Raw genomic sequence first — 19526 nt, 5'->3', positions numbered from 1 at the left:
GACACCTGCCATGCCCATGAGTTCCGCCGGCCCACGTCCGTCCGTGTTGTTCGTCTGTGTCCACAACGCCGGCCGTTCCCAGATGGGCGCGGCCTTCCTCACCCACCTCGCCGGTGACCGGGTCGAGGTGCGGTCGGCGGGCTCGGCACCCGCCGACGCGGTCAACCCGGCGGTGGTGGCGGCCATGGCGGAGGTGGGGATCGATGTCTCCGCCGAGACGCCGAAGGTGCTCACCGTCGAGGCCGTGCGGTCCTCGGACGTCGTGATCACGATGGGCTGCGGGGACGCCTGCCCCGTCTTCCCCGGCAAGCGGTACCTGGACTGGCAGTTGGACGATCCGGCGGGCCAAGGCGTGGACGCCGTACGGCCCGTCCGCGAGGAGATCGAGCGGCGGGTGCGCGTTCTGCTGGCCGAACTCGGAATCGCCGCATGACCCTTCTCGTCGCCGCCGTCATCGTCCACGACAGGGCCGAGGGCCGGGTCGTCCTCATCCAACGGGGTCCGAAGGCCAAGTTCGGCCGTGGCATGTGGGACCTCCCCGTCGGCAAGAACGAACCCGGCGAGCCCGTCACCGAGACCGCCGTGCGCGAGCTGTACGAGGAGACCGGGATCGTCGTGGCGCCGGAGACCCTGAAGGTCGTGCACCTCATCCATGCCGCCAGGGGAGTGGACGCACCGCACGGCTTCCTCACCGTCGTCTTCGTCGCCGACAAGTGGTCCGGCGAGCCCGAGAACCGCGAACCCCTCAAGCACGCGCAGGTCCGATGGGTCCAGGTCGACGCCGTACCCGAGGAGTTCGTACGAGGAAACGGGCAGGCCCTACGTCAGTACCTAAACGGCGTCGAACCGCAGGTGTCGCCGTACGAGTGGGAGTAGGCGGCGCGCCTCGCGGACTGTCGGTGGGGCCGGTTAGCCCTCAGGTGTGAACCGGACCGGCTCCGCCGTGGCTGAAACCGGACTCCGAGTCCCCGTACGGGCATCGGGCTCGTCGCGTGGAGAGGTGTCTCGTTGGGTGAGTCCGGCGCATCCCGGGCCCATCCGGCCATGTATTTCGGTCACATCCTGCGCGGTCGTCGGCACGGTCGCGTCTGCGGCGCCGGCCGGTCCGCTCAGTGACGTACTCGGCCTGCCATCTCGGTCTCGGACGCACTGCCCGGACCGGGCTGGGCTGTCGCGGCGCTGTTGCTGCCCGCGGCCGGACTGGCCGTCGGCACCCTCTTCGGCAGCCGCGAGGTCCTCCGCCGGGACCCTTGTCTCACGGCACGGGCGTACTAGGGGGCCTGTCCGGCGGATCCTGTCGCGGACGCGGGGTCTGGCACGCCCTCCCTCACTGCCCCAAAGGCGTGGGGGAGACCCCCAGCGGCGTTGTCGTCGGTCGCCGACGTCCCCCAGCCTTCGGCCGGGAGGTGCCCCCACGGCGTCGCCTCCCTCCTCCGCCTTGCAGTTGGACGCAGCAGCCCCCGCCCACCGGCGCTGATCAGGCGCTGTCCGGACAGGCCCTGTCCGACCTGCGCCGGTCGACGGCGCCTCCTACAGCGCCGACCGCACCGCCCGCAGCACCGCGTCCGCCATCCCCCGCTCCCCGCGCGCATTCGGATGCACCGGTGCCGCCGGATTCTCCGGTGCGAGCGGTTCGATCCAGCGGGTGTTCTTCGCGGTGCAGGCGTTGTGGCCGGTGGAGGGGGTGTATGTGTCGACGTAGCCGACCCCCGCCTCCGAAGCCCGTTGGCGCAGCGCGGTGTTGAGCTGTTGCTCCTTCTCGCGGAGGTAGGTCACGTCGCCCGGTGCGAGGGACATTCCGCGGCCGCAGTCGGCGCTGTCGGCCGGGAGGATCGCCGGGTAGGAGACGACGTAGACGCGGGCCTCGGGGGCGCGGCGTTTCACCTCGGTCAGGATTCGGGTGAGCCGGTCGCCTGCCGCGGTGGGTTGCTTTTCCACGGTGTCGGAGCCGGCGTCGGCGTCGCGTGCGCAGGGTGCGTTCTCGGTGAAGTACTTGCCGCTGCCGGTGAGTTGGTACAGGGCGCCCATGGTGACGCAGCGTTTGATCAACTTGCTGAAGCCGATGTCGTTGCCGCCGATACCGACCGTCACCAGGCGGGTGTCCGACGAAAGTGCCCTGAGCTGGGGCGGGTTGGTGCCGTTGTCGGTGTGCTGGGCTGCCGTGAGGTCGGCCGTGGTGGCGCCGCTGCAGCTCACATCGCGGAACTTGCCGCCCTTCAGGCCGAGTTCGGCGGCCACGAGGGCCGGGTAGTTGCCGGCGGAGCGGTCGCAGCCGGCGGGGGTTCCGGTGGGGTCGGTGATGCCGGGGCCCGCGGTGTAGGAGTCGCCGAGGGCGACGTACGGGCCCTTGGACGTGGTCGAGTAGGTGACGCCGGTGCGGTTGTCGTTGCCGTCGCGGGTGACCAGGACCACTGTGAGCAGCGTGCCGCAGGCGAGGAGCCCGGCCACCCCGGCCTGCACTGAGGTTTTCATCGAAGTGCCCTCTCTTGCTGTCTCTGGCTGGTGAGTTGTGGACTGTGGACGTCCGCGGGCCCGGCGGCGGGCGGGGGGAGTGCCCCGTCGCCGGGCCCGGGACTTGCGCCGGGTCCCCGTCCCCACGGGATCCGGGCGCCGCGGGGCCGCCTCCGCTCTCGGCGGCCCCGGTCTGCGCGGTCCCTGCGGCTACGGGACCGGTGTGAGGTGGACGGTCGGGGTGTCGGTGGGGCGGTCGGTCACCGGTGCCGGGACCTTGCGGCTCAGGGCCTCGCCCTCGACGTCCATGCGGGGCAGGATCCGGTCGAGCCAACTCGGCAGGTACCAGGCCTTGTCGCCGAGGAGGGACAGGACGGCCGGCACGATCGCCATCCGGACCACGAACGCGTCGAACAGGACCGCGATGGCCAGCCCGAAGCCGATCATCTTGATCATCGAGGCGCCCGCGCCGATGAAGCCCGAGAACACCGCCATCATGATCAGCGCGGCGGCCACGACCACCCGGGCGCTGTGCCGGAATCCCGACACCACCGCCTGGCCGGGCCCGTCCCCGTGGACGTACGCCTCGCGCATCCGGGAGACCAGGAACACCTCGTAGTCCATGGCGAGTCCGAAGACGATGCCCACCAGGAAGATCGGCATCAGGCTCATGATCGGGCCGGTCTGGTCGACGCCCAGCCAGGAGGCCAGGTGCCCTTCCTGGAAGACCGCGACGACCGCGCCGAGCGCCGCGAGGACCGAGAGGAGGAAGCCGAGCGCCGCCTTCAGCGGGACCAGGAGCGAGCGGAAGACCAGGAGGAGCAGCACGATCGCCAGGCCGACCACCAGGATCAGGTACGGGATCAGCGCGTCCTGGACCTTCTGCGCCACGTCGATGTTCAGCGCGGTCGTGCCGGTGACCTCGAAGCTCGCGCCGGAGGCCTGGGACTCGATGCCCGGCCGTTCGTCGCGGATGGTCTGGACGAGCTGCTTGGTCTTCTCGTCGGTGGGGCTGGTGGCGGGGGTCGCGGAGAACACCGCAGTGTCCCCGGCCGAGTTGAAGCGGGCCGGTGAGACGGAGACCACTCCGTCCGTGGCCGCTATCTCCTTCGAGATCGTGGCTACGGCGGTCTTCGCGTCCCCCGCCTTCTTCGCGTCCACGACGATGGTCAGCGGGCCGTTGAAGCCGGGGCCGAAGCCCTCGGCGAGGTCGTCGTAGGCGCGGCGTTCGGTGGTGGCGGTGGATTTGGCCTCGTCACCGGGCATGCCGAGCTGGAGGCTGAGGGCGGGCAGGGCCATCGCGCCGAGGCCCACGACGCCGAGCAGCAGGACGGGGATCGGGCGGCGTACGACGATCCGGGCCCAACGGCTGCCGCCGTTCTCGCCGTTGCCGCGCTTGGCCTTCTGCTTGCGGTCGCGGCGGGAGAGGACGGCGTTCGGCCAGAAGCCGAGGACCGCGGGGACCAGGGTCAGGCAGATCAGCACCGCCAACAGGACCGCGCCTGCCGCCGCCAGGCCCATCTTCGTCAGCATCGGGATGCCGACCACCGAGAGTCCGGCGAGCGCGATCACGACGGTCAGGCCGGCGAAGACGACCGCCGAACCCGCCGTACCGGCCGCGAGCCCGGCCGCTTCGCGAGGCGCGTGGCCCTTGGCCCGCTCCTCCCGGTAGCGGGAGACGACGAACAGGGCGTAGTCGATGCCGCAGGCGAGGCCGAGCATCGTGGCGAGGGTGCCGGTGGTCTCCGAGAGGCCGAAGGCGCTGCCCAGGGCGAGGATCGCGGACATGCTGATGCCGACACCGAGGATCGCGGTGAGGAGCGGAAGCCCCGCGGCGGCCAGTGAACCGAAGGTGATGAGCAGGACGATCGCGGCTATCGCGATGCCGATGGCCTCGGCGCTGCCGCCCGCCGCGGGCTGGGTGGCGAGCGCGTCGCCGCCGACCTCGACGGTCAGGCCCGAGTTCCGGGCCGTGTCGATGGCCCGCTCCAGATGGGTCTTGGCGGCGCCGGTGAGGTCGTCGGCCTTCACCTTGAAGGTGACGGTGGAGTACGCCGTCGACGCGTCCTCGCTCACCGCCTTCGCGGCGAACGGGTCGACGGCGGAGGCGACTTGGGAACCGTCGGCCGCCTCGGTCACCAGCTTCTCGATCGCCGCCCTGTTCTCGGTCGCGGTGACCTTCTCGCCGTTCGGGGCGACGAAGACGATCCGCGCGCTCGCGCCGTCGGCCGCCGTGCCCGGGAAGCGCTGCTCCAGCAGGTCGAACGCCTTCTGCGACTCGATGCCGGGCATCGTGAAGCCGTCGTCGGGGGCGGCGGGGGCCTTGGTGGCGGCGAATCCGACGGCGCCGAGGACCGCCACCCACAGGAGGGTGACGAACCAGCGCCACCGGAAGGCCACGCGGCCCAGGTGATAGAGGAGAGTAGCCATGGCTGGGGAAGGCCTCCACGTCGGCGGTCGGTCGAGATCCGGATCGAGTTCGTGATCGTGGTCTCAACACTTCCGCCGACGGCCCTCCGTCACGAGGGAGTGCCCTCCCGAATCGATGGTGTAGCCCGCTACACCATCCCCCTGACCATGAGGCTCAGCCCACGTTCAGTTCCGTCAGCCGCCCCAGCGGGAGCGTGTGGTGGGTCTGCAGGACCTTCGCGCGCAGGTACCGGACGTTGTGCGGGGTGGTGAACACCCCGGTCGGGACGCGGCCGTGGACATCGATGCCGAGGCCGCGCAACTGGTCGGCCTTGTCGGGGTTGTTGGAGAGCAGGTCCAGGGAGGTGATGCCCAGGGCCTGGAGCATCTGGGCGGCGGCCGTGTAGTCGCGGGCGTCCTCGGGGAGGCCGAGTGCGGCGTTGGCGGCGTAGGTGTCGAGGCCCTGGTCCTGGAGGGCGTACGCGTCGAGCTTGTTGTAGAGGCCGATGCCCCGGCCCTCCTGGCGCAGGTAGAGCAGGACACCGCCGCGGTCGGCGATGCGCTCGACGGCCTCGCGCAGCTGGGGTCCGCAGTCGCAGCGGGCGGAGCCGAAGACGTCTCCGGTCAGGCACTCGGAGTGCAGGCGGACCAGCGGGGTGGTGCCGGGGGCCGGATCGCCGAGGACGACGGCGAGATGTTCCTGGCCGTCGGTCAGGCCGTGGAAGGTGACGAGTTCGGCGTCGATGCTGTAGCCGTCGTGGAAGCGCAGCGGTACCCGGACGCGGGCACGCGGGGTGGCGGCGGGGAAGTCGGGCATGCGGGTCTCCCAGTCCGAAGGGTGAGGTATGGATGTGCTTCAAAACTGAAACACATCCACGATCACGGACACTACCGCATGCTTGAAATTTGAAGCAACAGATTTGTGTGACGAGTCACGAACACTGGGGCGTGGAGCGGCGGCGCCACGGCACGTCCTCCGGCGTCTCCAGCGCCCGCAGGATGCCCGTACTGATCTCCTCCAGCTGTCCCACCTGCTCCGGGGTGAGATGGTCGAAGATCGCGGCGCGGACGGTCTCGACATGGCCCGGCGCCGACGCCACCAGCACGGCCATCCCCTCGTCGGTCAGCACGGCCGTGCTGCCCCGCTTGTCCGACGGACAGCCCTCCCGCCGCACCAGCCCGTCCTTCTCCAGCCGGGTCACGGCGTACGTCAGCCGACTCCGGGTGATCTTCGACTTCTCGGCGAGGTCGGTCATCCGCAGCCGGTGGTCCGGTACGTCGGAGAGGTTGGCCAGGATGGAGTAGTACAGGTGGGGCATGCCGGCCTCCTGCTGGAGCTGCCGGTCGATCGCGTCCTCCAGGAGGTTCGTCGCGGCGATGTACGCGCGCCAGGCGCGCTGCTCCTCTGCGGTGAGCCAGCGAGTCGTCATGCCCCCAGTGTAGGTTTGTTTCAAACTTGAACCAAGACCCACCCGCCTCCCAGAGAGAGCGCGTCGATGTCCCTCCCGTACGTCCTGCTGTCCGCCGCCGTCTCCCTCGACGGCTACCTCGACGACACCGGCCCCGACCGGCTGCTCCTCTCCGGCCCCGCCGACTTCGACCGCGTCGACGAGGTCCGGGCGTCCGTGGACGCGATCCTCATCGGCGCCGGCACGATCCGCGCGGACAACCCGCGGCTGCTCGTGAACTCCCCGGAGCGCCGCGCGGCCCGCATCGCGGCCGGCAAGCCGGAGTACCCCCTCAAGGTCACGGTCAGCGGCTCCGGCGACCTGGACCCGAGCGCCAACTTCTGGCACACGGGCGGCGACAAGCTCGTCTTCACGACGGACAAGGGGGCGGAGCGAGCCCGTCAACTCGGCCTCGCCGCCGACGTTTTCGCCCTCGGCCCCGAAATCGACTGGCGCCTTCTCCTTGAACACCTGCACTCCGTCAGGGGAGTCGACCGCCTGATGGTCGAGGGCGGCGGCACGATCCACACCCAGCTCCTCCAGCAGGGCCTGGCCGACGAACTCCAACTCGTCCTGTCCCCCCTCTTCGTGGGCACCCCGGACGCCCCCCGCCTGTTCGGCCCGGGCGCGTACCAGTCCGGCCGCCTCCGCCTGCTGGAGACCCGCGCCATCGAGGACGTGGTCCTCATGCGCTACGAACCCACCGCCCCCGGCACCGGCGACCTCCCCGCCGCCGCCGACCACCACTGGCTCGCCCTCGCCTGCGACCTGGCCGCGGACTGCCCGCCCTCGGAGACGGCGTTCAGCGTCGGCGCGGTGGTGGTGGCCGAGGACGGCACGGAACTGGCCCGCGGCCACTCCCGCGAGGCAGGCGACCCGGTGGTCCACGCGGAGGAGGCGGCCCTCGCCAAGCTGGACCCGGCGGACCCCCGCCTCCCCACCGCCACGGTCTACACGAGCCTCGAACCCTGCACCCACCGCGCCTCCCGCCCCAAGCCCTGCGCCCGCCTCATCCTCGACGCGGGCGTACGGCGCGTGGTGACGGCCTGGCGCGAGCCGGACACGTTCGTGACGGGGGCCGACGGGAGCGGGATGCTGGCGGCACGGGGGGTCTCCGTGGTCGTACTCCCGGAGTACGAGGAGCGGGCGAAGGCGCCGAACCGTCATCTGGTGGGCTGAGGCGGGACACCTGCCTTCCCCCCGCTATCCGGCCACCGGCCCAGAACCGGGACGAGTTCGGCGGCCGTGGCTCCGGAGAACTCCTCGGAGTCGGTCAACTCGGTGCTGCTGTCCGGCAGTTGGCCGAGCGTGAACGAGTGTCTGCCGGGGACCGTGTCGAGGGACGGTACCGGGTGCCACCGCGCGTACCGCGCGTACCGGTTGAAATGGTCGAACTGGTCGAACGCCACGAGCACGTGCCGTACGGCCTCCACCGGAGTGGAGATCGTGGTCACCGCGGTGACCACGACCGGCTCCTCGCGGTGCCCCGCGCCGGTCCGCTGCTCACGGAACCAGGACGATCCGGCCGCGCAGACCGCCCCGGGCCAGCCGGGCGTGGGCCTCGGCGGGCCTGCGCCAGGGGATACACCTCGGCCACGCGCGGTGTCAGCACGCCGACCTCGGCGAGCGCGGAGAGATACGCGAGCCGGGGCGCGTCGGGACCGGCGGCGGTGTGGCGCACCACCACGCCCCGCTCCGGCGCCGGCAGCACGTCCAGCCGCACGCTCACATAGACCCCGCCGTCCCGGGCGGCCGCCATCGCGGGTGCGCCCAGCGCCGCCGCGTCGAGCACGCCGTCCACGCCGCCGGGCACCAACTGCCGTACCGCCGCGCCCGGTTCCTCGTCGCGGGACACGAACCAGGTGGCGCCGCGAGAGCGCAGATACTCCTCGTCCTCGGGCTGCCCCTGCGCGACGATCCGCACGCCCCGGGTCCGGGCCAGCTCCAGGGCGTAGCCGCCGACGGCCCCGACGGCGCCGGTGGCCAGCAAGGTGTCGCGGGGGCGCAGCGGGAGGTGGTCCAGGGCCAGTGAGGCGGTCGTCGTGTTGAGCGGGATCGTCGCTGCGAGCGTCGGGTCCATGCCCTCGGGGGCGAGGGAGTTGAGGTCGGTCACGAGGTATTCGGCCTGGGCCTTCGTGGGGCGCAGCACGGGGGCGTCGAACACGATCACCGGGGTGCCGACCTCAAGGAGCACACCCGGGCCGACGGCGTCGATCGTCCCGGCGGCTTCCAGCCCGAGACCGGTGTGGTCGACCCCTCCGGCATAGGCCCGAAGAACCCCGCCCACACCGCGGAGTCGGCGGGATTGAGCGCGGCGGCGGCGACCTTGACGCGGACCTCCGGGGGACCCGGTTCCGGGAGCGGGACCTCCAGGACCTCGACGACCTCGGGTCCCCAGGTCTTCCTGACGAGTGCGGCGCGCATGATATTCACTCTTCAGTTTGCGAAATGGAATAACTCAAACGGTAGGCGCGTTGCGATCGATTCGTAAGGAGGCACTTTCAAGTGCGTTACACCCCGGCGTCGCAGCGGGTCCGTGCCTCGTCGACCTCGCCGGTCTTCTCGGCGGCCCGGTCGCGCACCTGGGGCAGCAGGCCGTAGAGGCCCTGCCCGAGCGGGGTCGGTTCGTAGTCGACGCGTGCCGGTACGGACGGTGTGACCGTCCGCCGCACCATGCCGTCGCGCTCCAGCATGCGCAGGGTCTGGGTCGGCATCTTCTGGCTGACGCCCGGGATCTCCCGGCTGATCTGGTTGTACCGCATCGCCTCGCCGTGGGACCCGGGGGTGCACATCGTCAGGCTGGCCCACCGGTTGCTGATCGTCGAGAGCAGAGCCGCCGCGGGGCAGTCGCGCATGTACGCCTCGTACGCCTTCGTGCTCATCGTCTCTTCCGTCGGGGCAACGCACTCAAAAGTACCTACTTACGAATCGATCGTAACTCACCCGGTATGCAGAGAGTTGTTATTAGCAAATTCAAAGGCATCCTTCCCGGGTGGGTGTCCGATCGGCCCATCAGATCCTGCGGTCCGCCGTCCGCCGGGTCACGCTCGCAGGGAACCGGTGCGGACAACGGCGGAGGTAGGGCACATGAGGGCAGTGCGGCGGCGCTCGGCGGCCGTGATGGGCGCGTCCGTGGTGATGGGGCTCGTCGCCTCGTGCGGGGCGGCGGACACCAGTACGCGGACCATGGCGAGGGCGCTGCCCGCCGACGCGGCGTTCACGCACCCCGGAGTGCTGGTCAGCAGGGCGCAGCTGGACGCCGTACGGAAGAACGTGGCGGCCGGGAAGCAGCCCTGGCTGAAGGCGTACTTCGGGATGCGGGACAGCAAGTACGGGTCCTACAAGTACACGGCGAAGCCCTACGCCGACGTCGACTGCCCCTGGAACGGCAAGGCCGCGCACGGGTGTGTCGAGGAGCGCGAGGACGCGATCGCCGCGTACACGCAGGCCCTGCTGTTCAGCATCACCGGGAAGCAGCAGCACGCGCTCAAGGCGCGGGAGATCATGGACGACTGGTCGGCGAAGATGAGGGAGCACACCTCCGAGGACGCCGGGCTGCAGACCGCGTGGGCCGGGTCGACCTGGGCGCGGGCGGCGGAGATCGTGCGGTACGCGCCGGGAGCCGGATGGCCGGCGGACCGGGTCCAGCGGTTCGCGACCATGCTGCGCACCGCCTACCAGCCCGAGGTGACGAAGGACCTGCCGGACTACAACGGCAACTGGGACCTCGCGATGACCGACGCCGCGATCGGTATCGCCGTCTTCCTCGACGACCACAAGGCCTTCGACGCGGCCGTCGCCCGCTTCCGCGACCGCGTGCCCGCCTACTTCTACCTGGAGAAGGACGGCAAGGTGCCGCTCACCCCGGCCCGCTCCACCGTCACCACCCCGCAGAAGCTCACGACGTACTGGTTCAAGCAGACCACCTTCAAGGACGGCATCGCCCAGGAGACCTGCCGCAACTTCAAGCACGTCGGGTACTCCCTCGCCGCCACGGGGCACATCGCCGAGACCGCCTGGCACCAGGGCGTCGACCTCTACAGGGACGTCAAGGACCGGCTCTCCGCCGCCCTCGACTTCCACGCCCGCTACCAGCTGGGCGAGGCCGCGCCGGCCTGGCTGTGCGGCGGCAGGGTCGACCGGAACATGGGCCCTGACCTGGAGGTTCCGCTCAACCACCTGGAGAACCGGCTCGGCATGAAGGTGCCCGCCGCGCACAAGCTCGCCGAGACCACCCGGCCGGCCGGCAGCGACGACCTCTTCGTCTCCTGGGAGACCCTCACGCACGCCGATAACCCCGCCGACTGAAACGTGTGTGACATCGGACCCCGCGGATGGCGTATAGTTGGGAACACAACGGCGCGGGGTGGAGCAGCTCGGTAGCTCGCTGGGCTCATAACCCAGAGGTCGCAGGTTCAAATCCTGTCCCCGCTACTCAAGGCCAAGGGCCGGAATCCAGAACATGGATTCCGGCCCTTGGTGTTTCTCCGGCCCTTGGCTTTTTCCCGCCCCGGTCGGCCCACCCCGCTCGCCGCCCGCCCCCGGCCAGGAAAGACTGGACACGTGGAGGAGGAGGGTCCGTATGTGCGAGCCGGCGGGCGTCTGCCCGGCGATCCCGTGCCCGACCCCGGCCTCGGCCCCGACGAGGGACGGCGGACCGCCCGCGTCCTGGCCCTCGTCCGCCGGCTGCCCGCGCTGCTGCTGATCGTCGGGGCCTGCTACGACTACCTCACCCCGCAGGACTTCACGGCGGCCCCGTTCTTCACCGCCGCCCCGCTCGTCGCCGCCCCGCTCTACTCCCGGCGCGACACCGTCCTCACCGGTCTGGCCTCGCTCGCCCTCGTTCTCGTCGTCCACGTCAGACTCGGCATCGTCCTGCGCATCGACGCGGTCACCGAGGTGGCCACCGTGGCCACGGTCGCCGTCCTGGCCGTCCTCATCAACACCCTCGTCCGCCGCAGCAGCGAACAGCTCGCCTCCGTGCGCGAGATCGCAGAGGCCGCCCAGCGCGCCGTACTGCCCGAACCGGCCGAGCGGATCGGCGGGTTCGAGATCGCCGCGCGCTACGAGGCGGCGCAGGAGGGCGCGTTCATCGGCGGCGACCTGTACGCGGTGCAGGACACCCCGTACGGCGTACGGCTGGTCGTGGGCGACGTACGCGGGAAGGGCATGGGCGCGGTCGCGGCCGTGGCCGTGGTGATCGGCGCGTTCCGGGAGGCCGCCGAGCAGGAGACCACCCTGGAGGCGGTCGCGCAGCGGCTGGAGCGGGCGCTGGCGCGGGAGGGCACCCGGCGGGACGGGCTCGACGCCTTCGAGGGGTTCACCACGGCCGTCCTCGCCGAACTCCCGCACGGCGACGGCGTCCTACGGATCGTCGACCGGGGCCACCCGCCGCCACTGCTCCTGTACCCGGACGGCGCCGTGGACACCCTGCTCGTCAAGGAGCCCGCACTGCCCCTGGGGATGGGCGAGTTGGGGTTCTGGCCCGACCGGGCCGAGGAGTTCGCGTTCCCCGGCGGCGCCACGCTGCTCCTGTACACCGACGGCCTGTCCGAGGCCCGCGACTGCCACGGCGTGTTCTACGACCCCCGGGAGCGGCTGGCCGGGCGGACCTTCCGCAGCCCCGAGGCGCTGCTCGGCATCCTCGCCAAGGAGGTGCGCCGCTATGCCGGGGGCGGGATGACGGACGACATGGCGATGATCGCCGTACGCCGTCCATGACCGGTCAACTCACCCGTTTTTCGCCGGTCATGGGCTCTTCGTCCAGCAAGGAAAGGTTAATGATCAAGCGAACGGGCTTGGAAACGGGCGCCCGTGTCTATTAACGTTCGATAACGCAGCACGGTCGTCCCAGCCGTCACAAGAGACAGCTCCGTGCGCACGCGCCGAATTCCGCAAGGGAACCGGGGAACCACCACCTTGGGGTGAATCGCTCGTCAACAGCCGTGGGAACACGGCAGGTTGACGCGCGTAGGAGACCTTCCTGCTCCGAACCCGTCAGCTAACCCGGTAGGCGAGAAGGAAGGAAAGGAGCACGCCCACGTGGCGTCCAACCAGGCTGCCCCAGAAGCCCCGTTCGTCTACGGCGGTTTCCGCCCCGACGAGGGCCCCTGGGAGGAGTGGAACCCCAGCGCGGAGTCCGTCCTTCCCAACCGCGGCAAGCACCGTGTCGCCAAGCAGCGTGGTGGCGGGGGATTCGCCCGCAGCTCCACCGTCCTGGGCGTCGGTGTCATAGCCGCCGTGAGCGCCGGCGGGATGGCCAGCGCCAACACCGGCAAGCCGCCCGTCTCGATCTCCATGCCCGACCTGCCCTCCGTGGGCCATCTGCTGGACGACTCCTCCAGCACTCCCAAGGGCTCCGCGACCGCGCTCAGCAGCATCGGCGTGACCACCACCGAGACCGCCAAGGGCACCTCGGACGCGGGCGAACTGCTGCGCAACCGGATCATGGAACAGGCCGAGCTCCAGCAGCTCCAGGTCGACGGCAAGTCCCAGGCCGCCGCCGAGGCCGCCGTCGCCAAGCAGGTCGACGCCGCCGCCGCGAAGGCCGAGCAGGCCGCCGCGCAGAAGGCCGCCGACGCGAAGAAGGCCGCGGAGGCCGCCGCCAAGAAGAAGGCCGAGACCGCGAAGCTCGCCGCGCTCGCCAAGCAGTACACGCTGCCGGTCGGCTCGTACACGATCACCGGCACCTTCGGCCAGGCCGGCTCCATGTGGTCCTCCGGCTACCACACCGGACTCGACTTCGCCGCCCCCACCGGCACGCTGATCAAGGCCATCCACAGCGGCACGGTCACCGAGGCGGGCTGGGCCGGGGCCTACGGCTACCGCACGATCCTCACCCTCGACGACGGCACCGAGCTCTGGTTCTGCCACCAGTCCTCGATCAACGTCAGCGTCGGTCAGAAGGTCTCCACCGGCGAGGTCATCGGCCGCGTGGGCGCCACCGGCAACGTGACCGGACCCCACCTCCACCTTGAGGTCCACCTCAACGGCGCGGCCACCGCCAGCGACCCGGCGCCCTGGCTGCGCAGCAAGGGCCTCAACCCGTAAGACCCCGGATACCCCCGGGGCATCCGCTGGAATATCCGGTTCCGGTCCGGCTGTTGGCGTAGGGCCTGACTTCCCTTCGCAAGCCGGGCCGGTCCGACCTGGAGATCTTTCCGCTGAACCTCGGCGGCAACGTGTTCGGCTGGACCGCCGACGAGGCGACCTCCTTCGCCGTGCTCGACTCGTACGCCGCCGCGGGCGGCGACTTCGTCGACACCGCCGACTCCTACTCGGCGTTCGCCCCGGGCAACCAGGGCGGCGAGTCCGAGACCGTCATCGGATGGGGGTCCCCCGGTCGAGCGAAGTCGAGACTGGGGGAGGACCAAGGCCCGCGGCAACCGCTCCGACGTCGTCATCGCCACCAAGGTCAGCCGGCATCCCGACTTCCCGGGACTGCCCGCCGCGAACATCAAGGCCGCCGCAGACGCCTCCCTGCGCCGCCTGGACACCGACCACATCGACCTCTACTTACACCCACTTCGACAAGGTCGAGGTGCCGGTCGAGGAGATCGTCGGCGCGCTGGACGAGCTGGTGAAGGCCGGCAAGGTGCGGTACATCGCCGCCTCCGACATCACGCCCGAGCGCCTCCAGGCCTCCCTCGACTTCTCCGACCGCGAGGGCCTGGCCCGCCATGTCGCGATCCAGCCGCACTGCAACCTCGTGTCCCGCGACACCTATGAGGGCGAACTGCGCGACATGGCCGAGCGCAACGGCCCGGCGGCCCTCCCCTACTTCGCCCTCGCGGCCGGCTTCCTCACCGGCAGGTACCGGCCCGGTACGGCCGTGGACAGCCCGCGGTCCGGGCGCGCCGCGCAGTACCCCGAATCCCGAGCGCGGCCAGAAGGTCCTGACAGCCCTGGACGAGGTCGCACAGGCCCACGACGCCTCCGTCGCGACGGTCGCGCTGGCCTGGCTCGCCGCCCAGCCCACGGTCGCCGCACCGATCGCCCCCGCCAGGAGCGTGGAGCAGCTGCCCGACCTGCTCTCCGTGGCCGAACTGGCCCTCACGGACGCCGAGATCGAGCAGCTGACGCGGGCATCGGCCTGAGGGTCGTCAGAACCGGTACGGGTTGTACGCGGGATACGGCGCCGTGTTCCCGTACACCCCGTACACCGGCCACGGCGGCACCACCACCGGCACCGGCGGCGCGATCCGCCGCGCCGCGTACTCCAGTGCGGGCCGCGCCACCTCCCGCCGCTGCCACAGCTCGTGCAGCAACTCCCTTTCCCGTACGGCGAAGTCGGCGCCGGCGCGGCCCCGCGCGGCGCGGTGGCGCAGGAACGCCAGGGAAGTCGCGCAGGCCTCGTAGCGGGCCACCGAGCGGGCCGCGGGGCGGCCGAGGTGATGGCCGGCGTAGTCGCGGGCCAGCCGGCGGGCCTTCATCGAGCCGAGTACGAACGGTTCGACGGGGGTCAGCCAGCCCGCGAGGACGTAGACGGGCAACTCCTCGCGCACGGCGCGCAGTTCGCGCTGCCGGGTCCAGACCGCGAGCCAGGTCAGCAGGCCGAACGCGGGCACCATGAACAGGCCGTAGACCTCGAAGAAGCCGTACTGGCCGAAGGTCGAGGAGCCGTTCCAGACCGCGTGCATGCCCATCGCGAGCAGCAGTCCGGTCAGCGGTACCAGGACGCGCCGGACGTGCTGCCGGTCGGGGGAGAGCGCGGCGATGCCGAAGCCGATGCCGGTGAGGACGGTGAACAGGGGGTGCGCGAACGGGGACATGACGATGCGCACGAAGAAGGTCGCCGCGGTCACGGAGGCGAAGCCGCGGTCGCCGGTGAGCTGGTCGGTGCCGAAGGCGGTGCCGAGATAGAGGATGTTCTCGGTGAACGCGAAGCCGGTCGCGGTGACCCCGGCTATCACCACGCCGTCGACGATCCCGGTGAAGTCCCGTCTGCGGAACAGGAAGACGAGCAGGACGGCCGCAGCCTTCGCCGACTCCTCCACGATGGGGGCTATCACCGTCGCGCCGAGGGTGTCCGCGCTGGTCGGGTCGGCGGTCGCGGTCGCTATCCATCTGGTGGCGAAGCTGTTGGCGACGATCGCTATCAGCGCGGCGGCGCAGGCGCCCCAGGCGAAGGAGAAGAGGAGATTCCGCCACGGGCCGGGGTCGACCCGGTCCAGCCAGCGGAACGCGGCGACCAGCAGCGGCACGGGCAGCACGGCGAGGCCGAGACCCACCAAGAACCCTTCCGTGCCGGTCTGTTGGCGCACCAGGGCGAGGATGACGAGCCCGGAGAGCGCGAGCAGGGTGATCAGCGCGCCGTAACGGACCCCGTTCCGGTGCCACCAGTGCCCGCGCTGCACGTGGCCGGGCACACCACCGGCCGGGTGGCCGGGGTGTGGGGGGTACGGCGAAAACGTGGCCACGGCATCGACCCTAACGAGGTAAGGGCACGGCCCGCGAGGGAGCCTGGCGTCAGCGCTGGTCGTCGTGGGGTACGCGACGGAACAGCAGATCGTTCACGACATGTCCCTTGTCCAGTCCCTGCCCCTCGAAACGGGTCAGCGGCCGGAAGTCCGGACGAGGCGCGAAATCACCGTCGGGTTGGCTGTTCTCGAAGTCCGGGTGCGCGCTCAGCACTTCGAGCATCTGCTCCGCGTACGGCTCCCAGTCCGTCGCGCAGTGCACGGTCGCACCGGGCTTGAGGCGGGACGCGGCGAGCGTCAGGAACTCCTCCTGGATCAGCCGCCGTTTGTGGTGCCGCTTCTTCGGCCAGGGGTCGGGGAAGTAGACGCGCAGCCCGTCGAGCGAGTCCGGGGCGAGCATCTCGCGCAGCAGGATGATCGCGTCCCCGTTGGCGACCCGGATGTTGGAGAGCCCGTGGTGGTCGGCGAGGCCCAGCAGGTTGCCCTGGCCCGGGGTGTGCACGTCGGCGGCGAGGATGTTCGTCGCCGGGTCGGCGGCGGCCATCTGAGCGGTCGCCTCACCCATCCCGAAGCCGATCTCCAGTACGACGGGGTTGTCGTTCCCGAACAGCTCCCCGAAATCGACGACCCGCTGCCCGTCGATGTCCAGCCCCCACTTGGGCCACAGCCGCTCCAGGGCATCGGCCTGCGCCGTCGTCACGCGACTCCGGCGCGGCTGGAAACTCCGGATGCGGCGCTCGAAGTGCGAACCGGCGGGGTCGGGCTTGGGGCCGTCGGGGAAGCGGGGTTCGTCCCTGCGGGTGCGCTGTGCGGGCTGGGCGGGGGGGTTGGGGGTGTCAGACATGATGCGGTGATTTTACGGGGCGTGCGCATGGGCGTCCGCGTGGCTTGTGCCATCTCGCGTGTGCGGGTGCGCTGCGGCTGGTCGCGCCCACGCGGCGGAGCCGCACATGTCACAGCCCCGCGCCCCTAGGGGGTTGCCTTTCGCGGAGTTTCAAGTGGGAGGTGTTTTTCCTGGCCCAATACGGCAAGCGCCCGCCGGGCCACCTCTCTGCCGATCGGCAGAGACGCGGTAGCCGCCGGGCTCGGGGCGTTGAGTACGTGTACCGCGCGCGGACCCTCCTTGATCAGGAAGTCGTCGACGAGGGTGCCGTCCCGGAGGACGGCCTGGGCGCGTACTCCGGCCGGCGAGGGCACCAGGTCGTCCGCCGTCACGGCCGGGAGCAGCCGCTGTACGGCACTGGTGAACGCGCTCTTGGACACCGACCGCCGCAGCTCCCCCACCCCGTACCGCCAGTGCTGCCGCGCCATCCGCCACACCCCGGGCCAGGCCGCCGTGGTCGCGATCTCCCGGGGGCGTACGACACCCCAGCCGTAGCCCTCGCGGGCCAGCGCCGGCACCGCGTTCGGTCCCACGTGCACGCTTCCGTCGATGCCGCGCGTGAGGTGCACACCGAGGAACGGGAACGCCGGGTCCGGCACCGGATACACCAGACCGCGCACCAGCTCGGGCCGCGTCAGCGTGTAGTACTCGCCTCGGAACGGCACGATCCGCATCCCGGGGTCGTCACCGGTCAGCCGGGCCACCTCGTCGCACTGCAGGCCGGCGCAGTTCACCAGCACGCGCGCGCGGACCACGTCACCGCCCCCGGCACCGTCCGCCGTCCGGACGGCGACACCGCGGTCCGGGCGCCGGTCGACATGGGCGACGCGTGCGCCGTAGCGGATCTCCGCGCCGGAGGCCTCGGCCAGGTGCCGGGCGACCGCGACGTAGTCACAGATCCCGGTCGTCGCGACCTCTATGGCGGCGAGGCCGCGCACCTCCGGTTCGTACTCGGGGATCTGGGACCCGCCGAGTTCCCGTACCGGAATGCCGTTCTCCCGGCCGCGCTGCACGAGCGCGTGCAGGCGGGGCAGTTCGGCGCGCTCCGTGGCGACGATGAGCTTGCCGGTCACGGCGTGCGGAATGCCGTACTCCGCGCAGAACTTGACCATCTCGGCGGCGCCCCCCACGGCATACCGCGCCTTGAGCGAGCCGGGCCGGTAGTAGATCCCGCTGTGGATCACTCCGCTGTTCCGCCCCGTCTGATGCCGGGCGGGCCCCGCCTCCTTCTCCAGCACGGTCACCCGCGTCCCCGGCGCGGCGCGGCCGATCGCATACGCGACCGACAGCCCGACGATCCCACCCCCGACCACGAGCACATCACAGTCGTACCCGACCACCGCGCACCACCTCCCGCATCCGATAGTGCACTGCACCACTGACAGCCACTTCAAACGCCGGGAGGGCTGCACGCGCCCAAGGGGCGCGGGGAACTGCGCGACCAGCCACAGTGCACCCGCACTCGCAAGACGGCACAAGCGACGCAGACGACTAGGCGGGCGCCATCAACAACGGCCGAGCCCGCTCCCGCAGCTCAACAACCCGAGGCTCGTCCCCATACGGCTCCAGCCGATGCAGAAGATCCTTCACATACTCCGTAGTCCGAGCAGAAGAGATGCGCCCGGCGACCTCCACCGCCCGCACCCCCTGCTCACAAGCCGCGTCAAGATTCCCCGACTCCAGCTCGGCAACCGCGGAAACCACCAGCCGCAGCCCGTGCGACCGCACGAACTCCTCGGTCGGCTTGGACAAGGCCTGCTCAGTGAATCGCCGCACCTGCCGAGGCGCCTTCAGATCCCGGTAGCACTCGGCCGCGTCGGCGGCGAAGCGGTCGTAGCCGTAGAAGCCCAGCCAGGACGGATCGTTGTCGCCGTCCCGGGACCGCTCCAGCCACCCCTCGGCCGCCTTCAGCGCCGCCCCGGCCGCCTGGGCGTCCCCCGCCTTCGCATGGGACCGCGCCTCGACAAGCCGGAAGAAGCTCATCGTGCGGGCAGTGGCGAGGCCTCTGTTGCGCTCCAGGGCCGCCTGCGCGAGGTCGACACCCTCGTCGCCGAAGCCCCGGTAGGTCGCCTGCAGCGACATCGACGCCAGGACGTAGCCGCCGAGCGGTACGTCCGCCGCCGCGCGGGCGAGCCGCAGCGCCTGGATGTAGTACCGCTGCGCCGCCTCCTGCTGCCCGGTGTCGAAGGCCATCCACCCGGCGAGCCGGGTGAGTTCGGCGCTCGCGCCGAACAGGGCTCTGCCGACCTCGTCGGAGTACGAGCCAAGCAGCAGCGGTGCCGCCTCCACCCGCAGGCACTCCGGCACCATCGACGAACGCCAGTCGCCGCCCCCGTACTTGGAGTCCCAGCGCCTGGCGTCCTCCGCGGCCTCCCGCAGCTTCTGCACATCGCTGTGGCCGACTTTCAGCGGTGCCCCGGAGCCCTCCGCGGAGTTGGCCTCGCGCGCCACCGAACTGTCGGCCGGGGTTATCAGCCATCGTGAGGCGGGCGTTGCGTATGCGCTGACTGCGAACGACCCGGCGAGGGACTGCCAGATGCCGCCGGAGCCGGCCCGGCGGCCGGCGAGGTCCAGGCGGTACAACTCCGTTGCGGAACGCACGGCTTGACCGACGTCCCTGGGGAATGCGAGGCCCACTTCCGGCGCGGGATCCGCGTCCGCCAGGCCGATCTCGTGGAGCGGCACCGGGCGGCCGAGCTTCTGGCCGATGGCGGCCGCGATGAGGTGAGGGGCGGCGCCCTGGGGCACCATTCCCTTCGACACCCAGCGCGCCACCGACGTCTTGTCGTAGCGAAGTGTCAACCCGCGTTGAGCGCCAAGATCGTTGACGCGACGCGCGAGTCCTGCGTTGCTGATTCCCGCGAGGGCGAGAACGGTGCCGAGTTTTTCGTTCGGCCCGCGTTGCTCCCTGGACAT

At 71.0% G+C, this 19526-nt stretch carries 18 protein-coding genes, 1 tRNA gene, 1 pseudogene and 1 riboswitch; of the genes and pseudogenes, 8 read left to right on the top strand and 12 right to left on the bottom strand.

Annotation, left to right across the window (positions count from 1 at the left end):
* The first annotated feature begins 10 nt into the window (after positions 1 to 10).
* Complete coding sequence (locus AB0I51_RS16750) at positions 11 to 433, top strand: arsenate reductase ArsC (protein ID WP_362975684.1); 423 nt, start codon at positions 11 to 13, stop codon at positions 431 to 433.
* Positions 430 to 876: an NUDIX domain-containing protein gene (locus tag AB0I51_RS16745; RefSeq protein WP_362975682.1), complete on the top strand. Its 447-nt coding sequence runs from the start codon at positions 430 to 432 to the stop codon at positions 874 to 876. The genes AB0I51_RS16750 and AB0I51_RS16745 overlap by 4 nt, the downstream gene beginning before the upstream one ends.
* A 654-nt stretch (positions 877 to 1530) precedes the next feature.
* Here the strand turns inward: AB0I51_RS16745 and AB0I51_RS16740 are convergent.
* From AB0I51_RS16740 to AB0I51_RS16725, 4 genes are all read right to left on the bottom strand, one after another.
* Complete coding sequence (locus AB0I51_RS16740; protein WP_362975680.1) at positions 1531 to 2472, bottom strand: SGNH/GDSL hydrolase family protein; 942 nt, start codon at positions 2470 to 2472, stop codon at positions 1531 to 1533.
* Positions 2473 to 2661: 189 nt separating this feature from the next.
* Complete coding sequence (locus AB0I51_RS16735) at positions 2662 to 4881, bottom strand: MMPL family transporter (RefSeq protein WP_362975678.1); 2220 nt, start codon at positions 4879 to 4881, stop codon at positions 2662 to 2664.
* Positions 4882 to 5035: 154 nt separating this feature from the next.
* The gene (gene ribA, locus AB0I51_RS16730; protein ID WP_362975676.1) at positions 5036 to 5677 is read right to left on the bottom strand and encodes a GTP cyclohydrolase II; all 642 of its coding nucleotides are present in this window, start codon (positions 5675 to 5677) and stop codon (positions 5036 to 5038) included.
* 115 nt (positions 5678 to 5792) lie between these two features.
* Complete coding sequence (locus AB0I51_RS16725; RefSeq protein ID WP_362975674.1) at positions 5793 to 6290, bottom strand: MarR family transcriptional regulator; 498 nt, start codon at positions 6288 to 6290, stop codon at positions 5793 to 5795.
* Positions 6291 to 6356: 66 nt separating this feature from the next.
* On the opposite strand from AB0I51_RS16725, the gene AB0I51_RS16720 reads away from it, so the two are divergent.
* Positions 6357 to 7487: a dihydrofolate reductase family protein gene (locus tag AB0I51_RS16720; RefSeq protein ID WP_362975672.1), complete on the top strand. Its 1131-nt coding sequence runs from the start codon at positions 6357 to 6359 to the stop codon at positions 7485 to 7487.
* On the opposite strand, the gene AB0I51_RS16715 is transcribed toward AB0I51_RS16720, so the two are convergent.
* From AB0I51_RS16715 to AB0I51_RS16700, 4 genes are all read right to left on the bottom strand, one after another.
* A complete protein-coding gene (locus AB0I51_RS16715; protein WP_362975670.1) occupies positions 7472 to 7774 on the bottom strand; it encodes a hypothetical protein in 303 nt (100 codons plus the stop codon). The genes AB0I51_RS16720 and AB0I51_RS16715 overlap by 16 nt on opposite strands.
* Entirely contained in the window at positions 7759 to 8472 is a 714-nt protein-coding gene (locus AB0I51_RS16710; RefSeq protein WP_362975668.1) for a zinc-binding dehydrogenase, read from the bottom strand. Before AB0I51_RS16710 ends, AB0I51_RS16715 begins: the two co-directional genes overlap by 16 nt.
* Positions 8473 to 8474: 2 nt before the next feature.
* Entirely contained in the window at positions 8475 to 8732 is a 258-nt protein-coding gene (locus AB0I51_RS16705) for a hypothetical protein (protein ID WP_362975666.1), read from the bottom strand.
* An 86-nt stretch (positions 8733 to 8818) separates the two neighbouring features.
* Positions 8819 to 9190 (bottom strand): helix-turn-helix domain-containing protein, encoded by a 372-nt coding sequence (locus tag AB0I51_RS16700; RefSeq protein ID WP_362975664.1) that lies wholly within the window; start codon positions 9188 to 9190, stop codon positions 8819 to 8821.
* Between the two features lie 205 nt (positions 9191 to 9395).
* Here AB0I51_RS16700 and AB0I51_RS16695 point away from each other — a divergent pair, with 205 nt between their 5' ends.
* The 5 genes and pseudogenes from AB0I51_RS16695 to AB0I51_RS16675 all read left to right on the top strand — a co-directional run bounded on the left by AB0I51_RS16695 (position 9396) and on the right by AB0I51_RS16675 (position 14404).
* Positions 9396 to 10616, top strand: a complete 1221-nt coding sequence (locus AB0I51_RS16695) for an alginate lyase family protein (RefSeq protein ID WP_362975662.1) — start codon at positions 9396 to 9398, stop codon at positions 10614 to 10616.
* Between the two features lie 52 nt (positions 10617 to 10668).
* A tRNA-Met gene (locus AB0I51_RS16690) sits at positions 10669 to 10742 on the top strand.
* Between the two features lie 129 nt (positions 10743 to 10871).
* Entirely contained in the window at positions 10872 to 12029 is a 1158-nt protein-coding gene (locus tag AB0I51_RS16685; protein ID WP_362975660.1) for a PP2C family protein-serine/threonine phosphatase, read from the top strand.
* A gap of 152 nt (positions 12030 to 12181) precedes the next feature.
* A riboswitch (cyclic di-AMP (ydaO/yuaA leader) is annotated at positions 12182 to 12339 on the top strand.
* An 11-nt stretch (positions 12340 to 12350) separates the two neighbouring features.
* Positions 12351 to 13358, top strand: coding sequence for a M23 family metallopeptidase (locus tag AB0I51_RS16680; protein WP_362975658.1), 1008 nt, complete (start codon positions 12351 to 12353; stop codon positions 13356 to 13358).
* A 65-nt stretch (positions 13359 to 13423) separates the two neighbouring features.
* Positions 13424 to 14404, top strand: a pseudogene (locus AB0I51_RS16675) (aldo/keto reductase).
* A gap of 6 nt (positions 14405 to 14410) precedes the next feature.
* On the opposite strand, the gene AB0I51_RS16670 reads toward AB0I51_RS16675, so the two are convergent.
* The 4 genes from AB0I51_RS16670 to AB0I51_RS16655 form a co-directional block, all read right to left on the bottom strand.
* The gene (locus AB0I51_RS16670) at positions 14411 to 15727 is read right to left on the bottom strand and encodes a PrsW family glutamic-type intramembrane protease (RefSeq protein WP_362975656.1); all 1317 of its coding nucleotides are present in this window, start codon (positions 15725 to 15727) and stop codon (positions 14411 to 14413) included.
* Between the two features lie 49 nt (positions 15728 to 15776).
* Entirely contained in the window at positions 15777 to 16571 is a 795-nt protein-coding gene (trmB, locus tag AB0I51_RS16665) for a tRNA (guanosine(46)-N7)-methyltransferase TrmB (protein ID WP_362975654.1), read from the bottom strand.
* A gap of 125 nt (positions 16572 to 16696) precedes the next feature.
* Positions 16697 to 17950 carry an L-2-hydroxyglutarate oxidase gene (gene lhgO, locus AB0I51_RS16660; protein WP_362975652.1) on the bottom strand — a complete coding sequence of 418 codons (1254 nt, stop codon included), beginning with the start codon at positions 17948 to 17950 and terminating at the stop codon, positions 16697 to 16699.
* A gap of 151 nt (positions 17951 to 18101) precedes the next feature.
* Complete coding sequence (locus tag AB0I51_RS16655) at positions 18102 to 19526, bottom strand: MFS transporter (protein ID WP_362975650.1); 1425 nt, start codon at positions 19524 to 19526, stop codon at positions 18102 to 18104.

The sequence above is a fragment of the Streptomyces sp. NPDC050549 genome (assembly GCF_040655035.1).
Taxonomy (GTDB): domain Bacteria; phylum Actinomycetota; class Actinomycetes; order Streptomycetales; family Streptomycetaceae; genus Streptomyces.
Note: the sequence above shows the minus strand (reverse complement) of the source record. Positions and strands in the feature narration are given on the sequence as shown.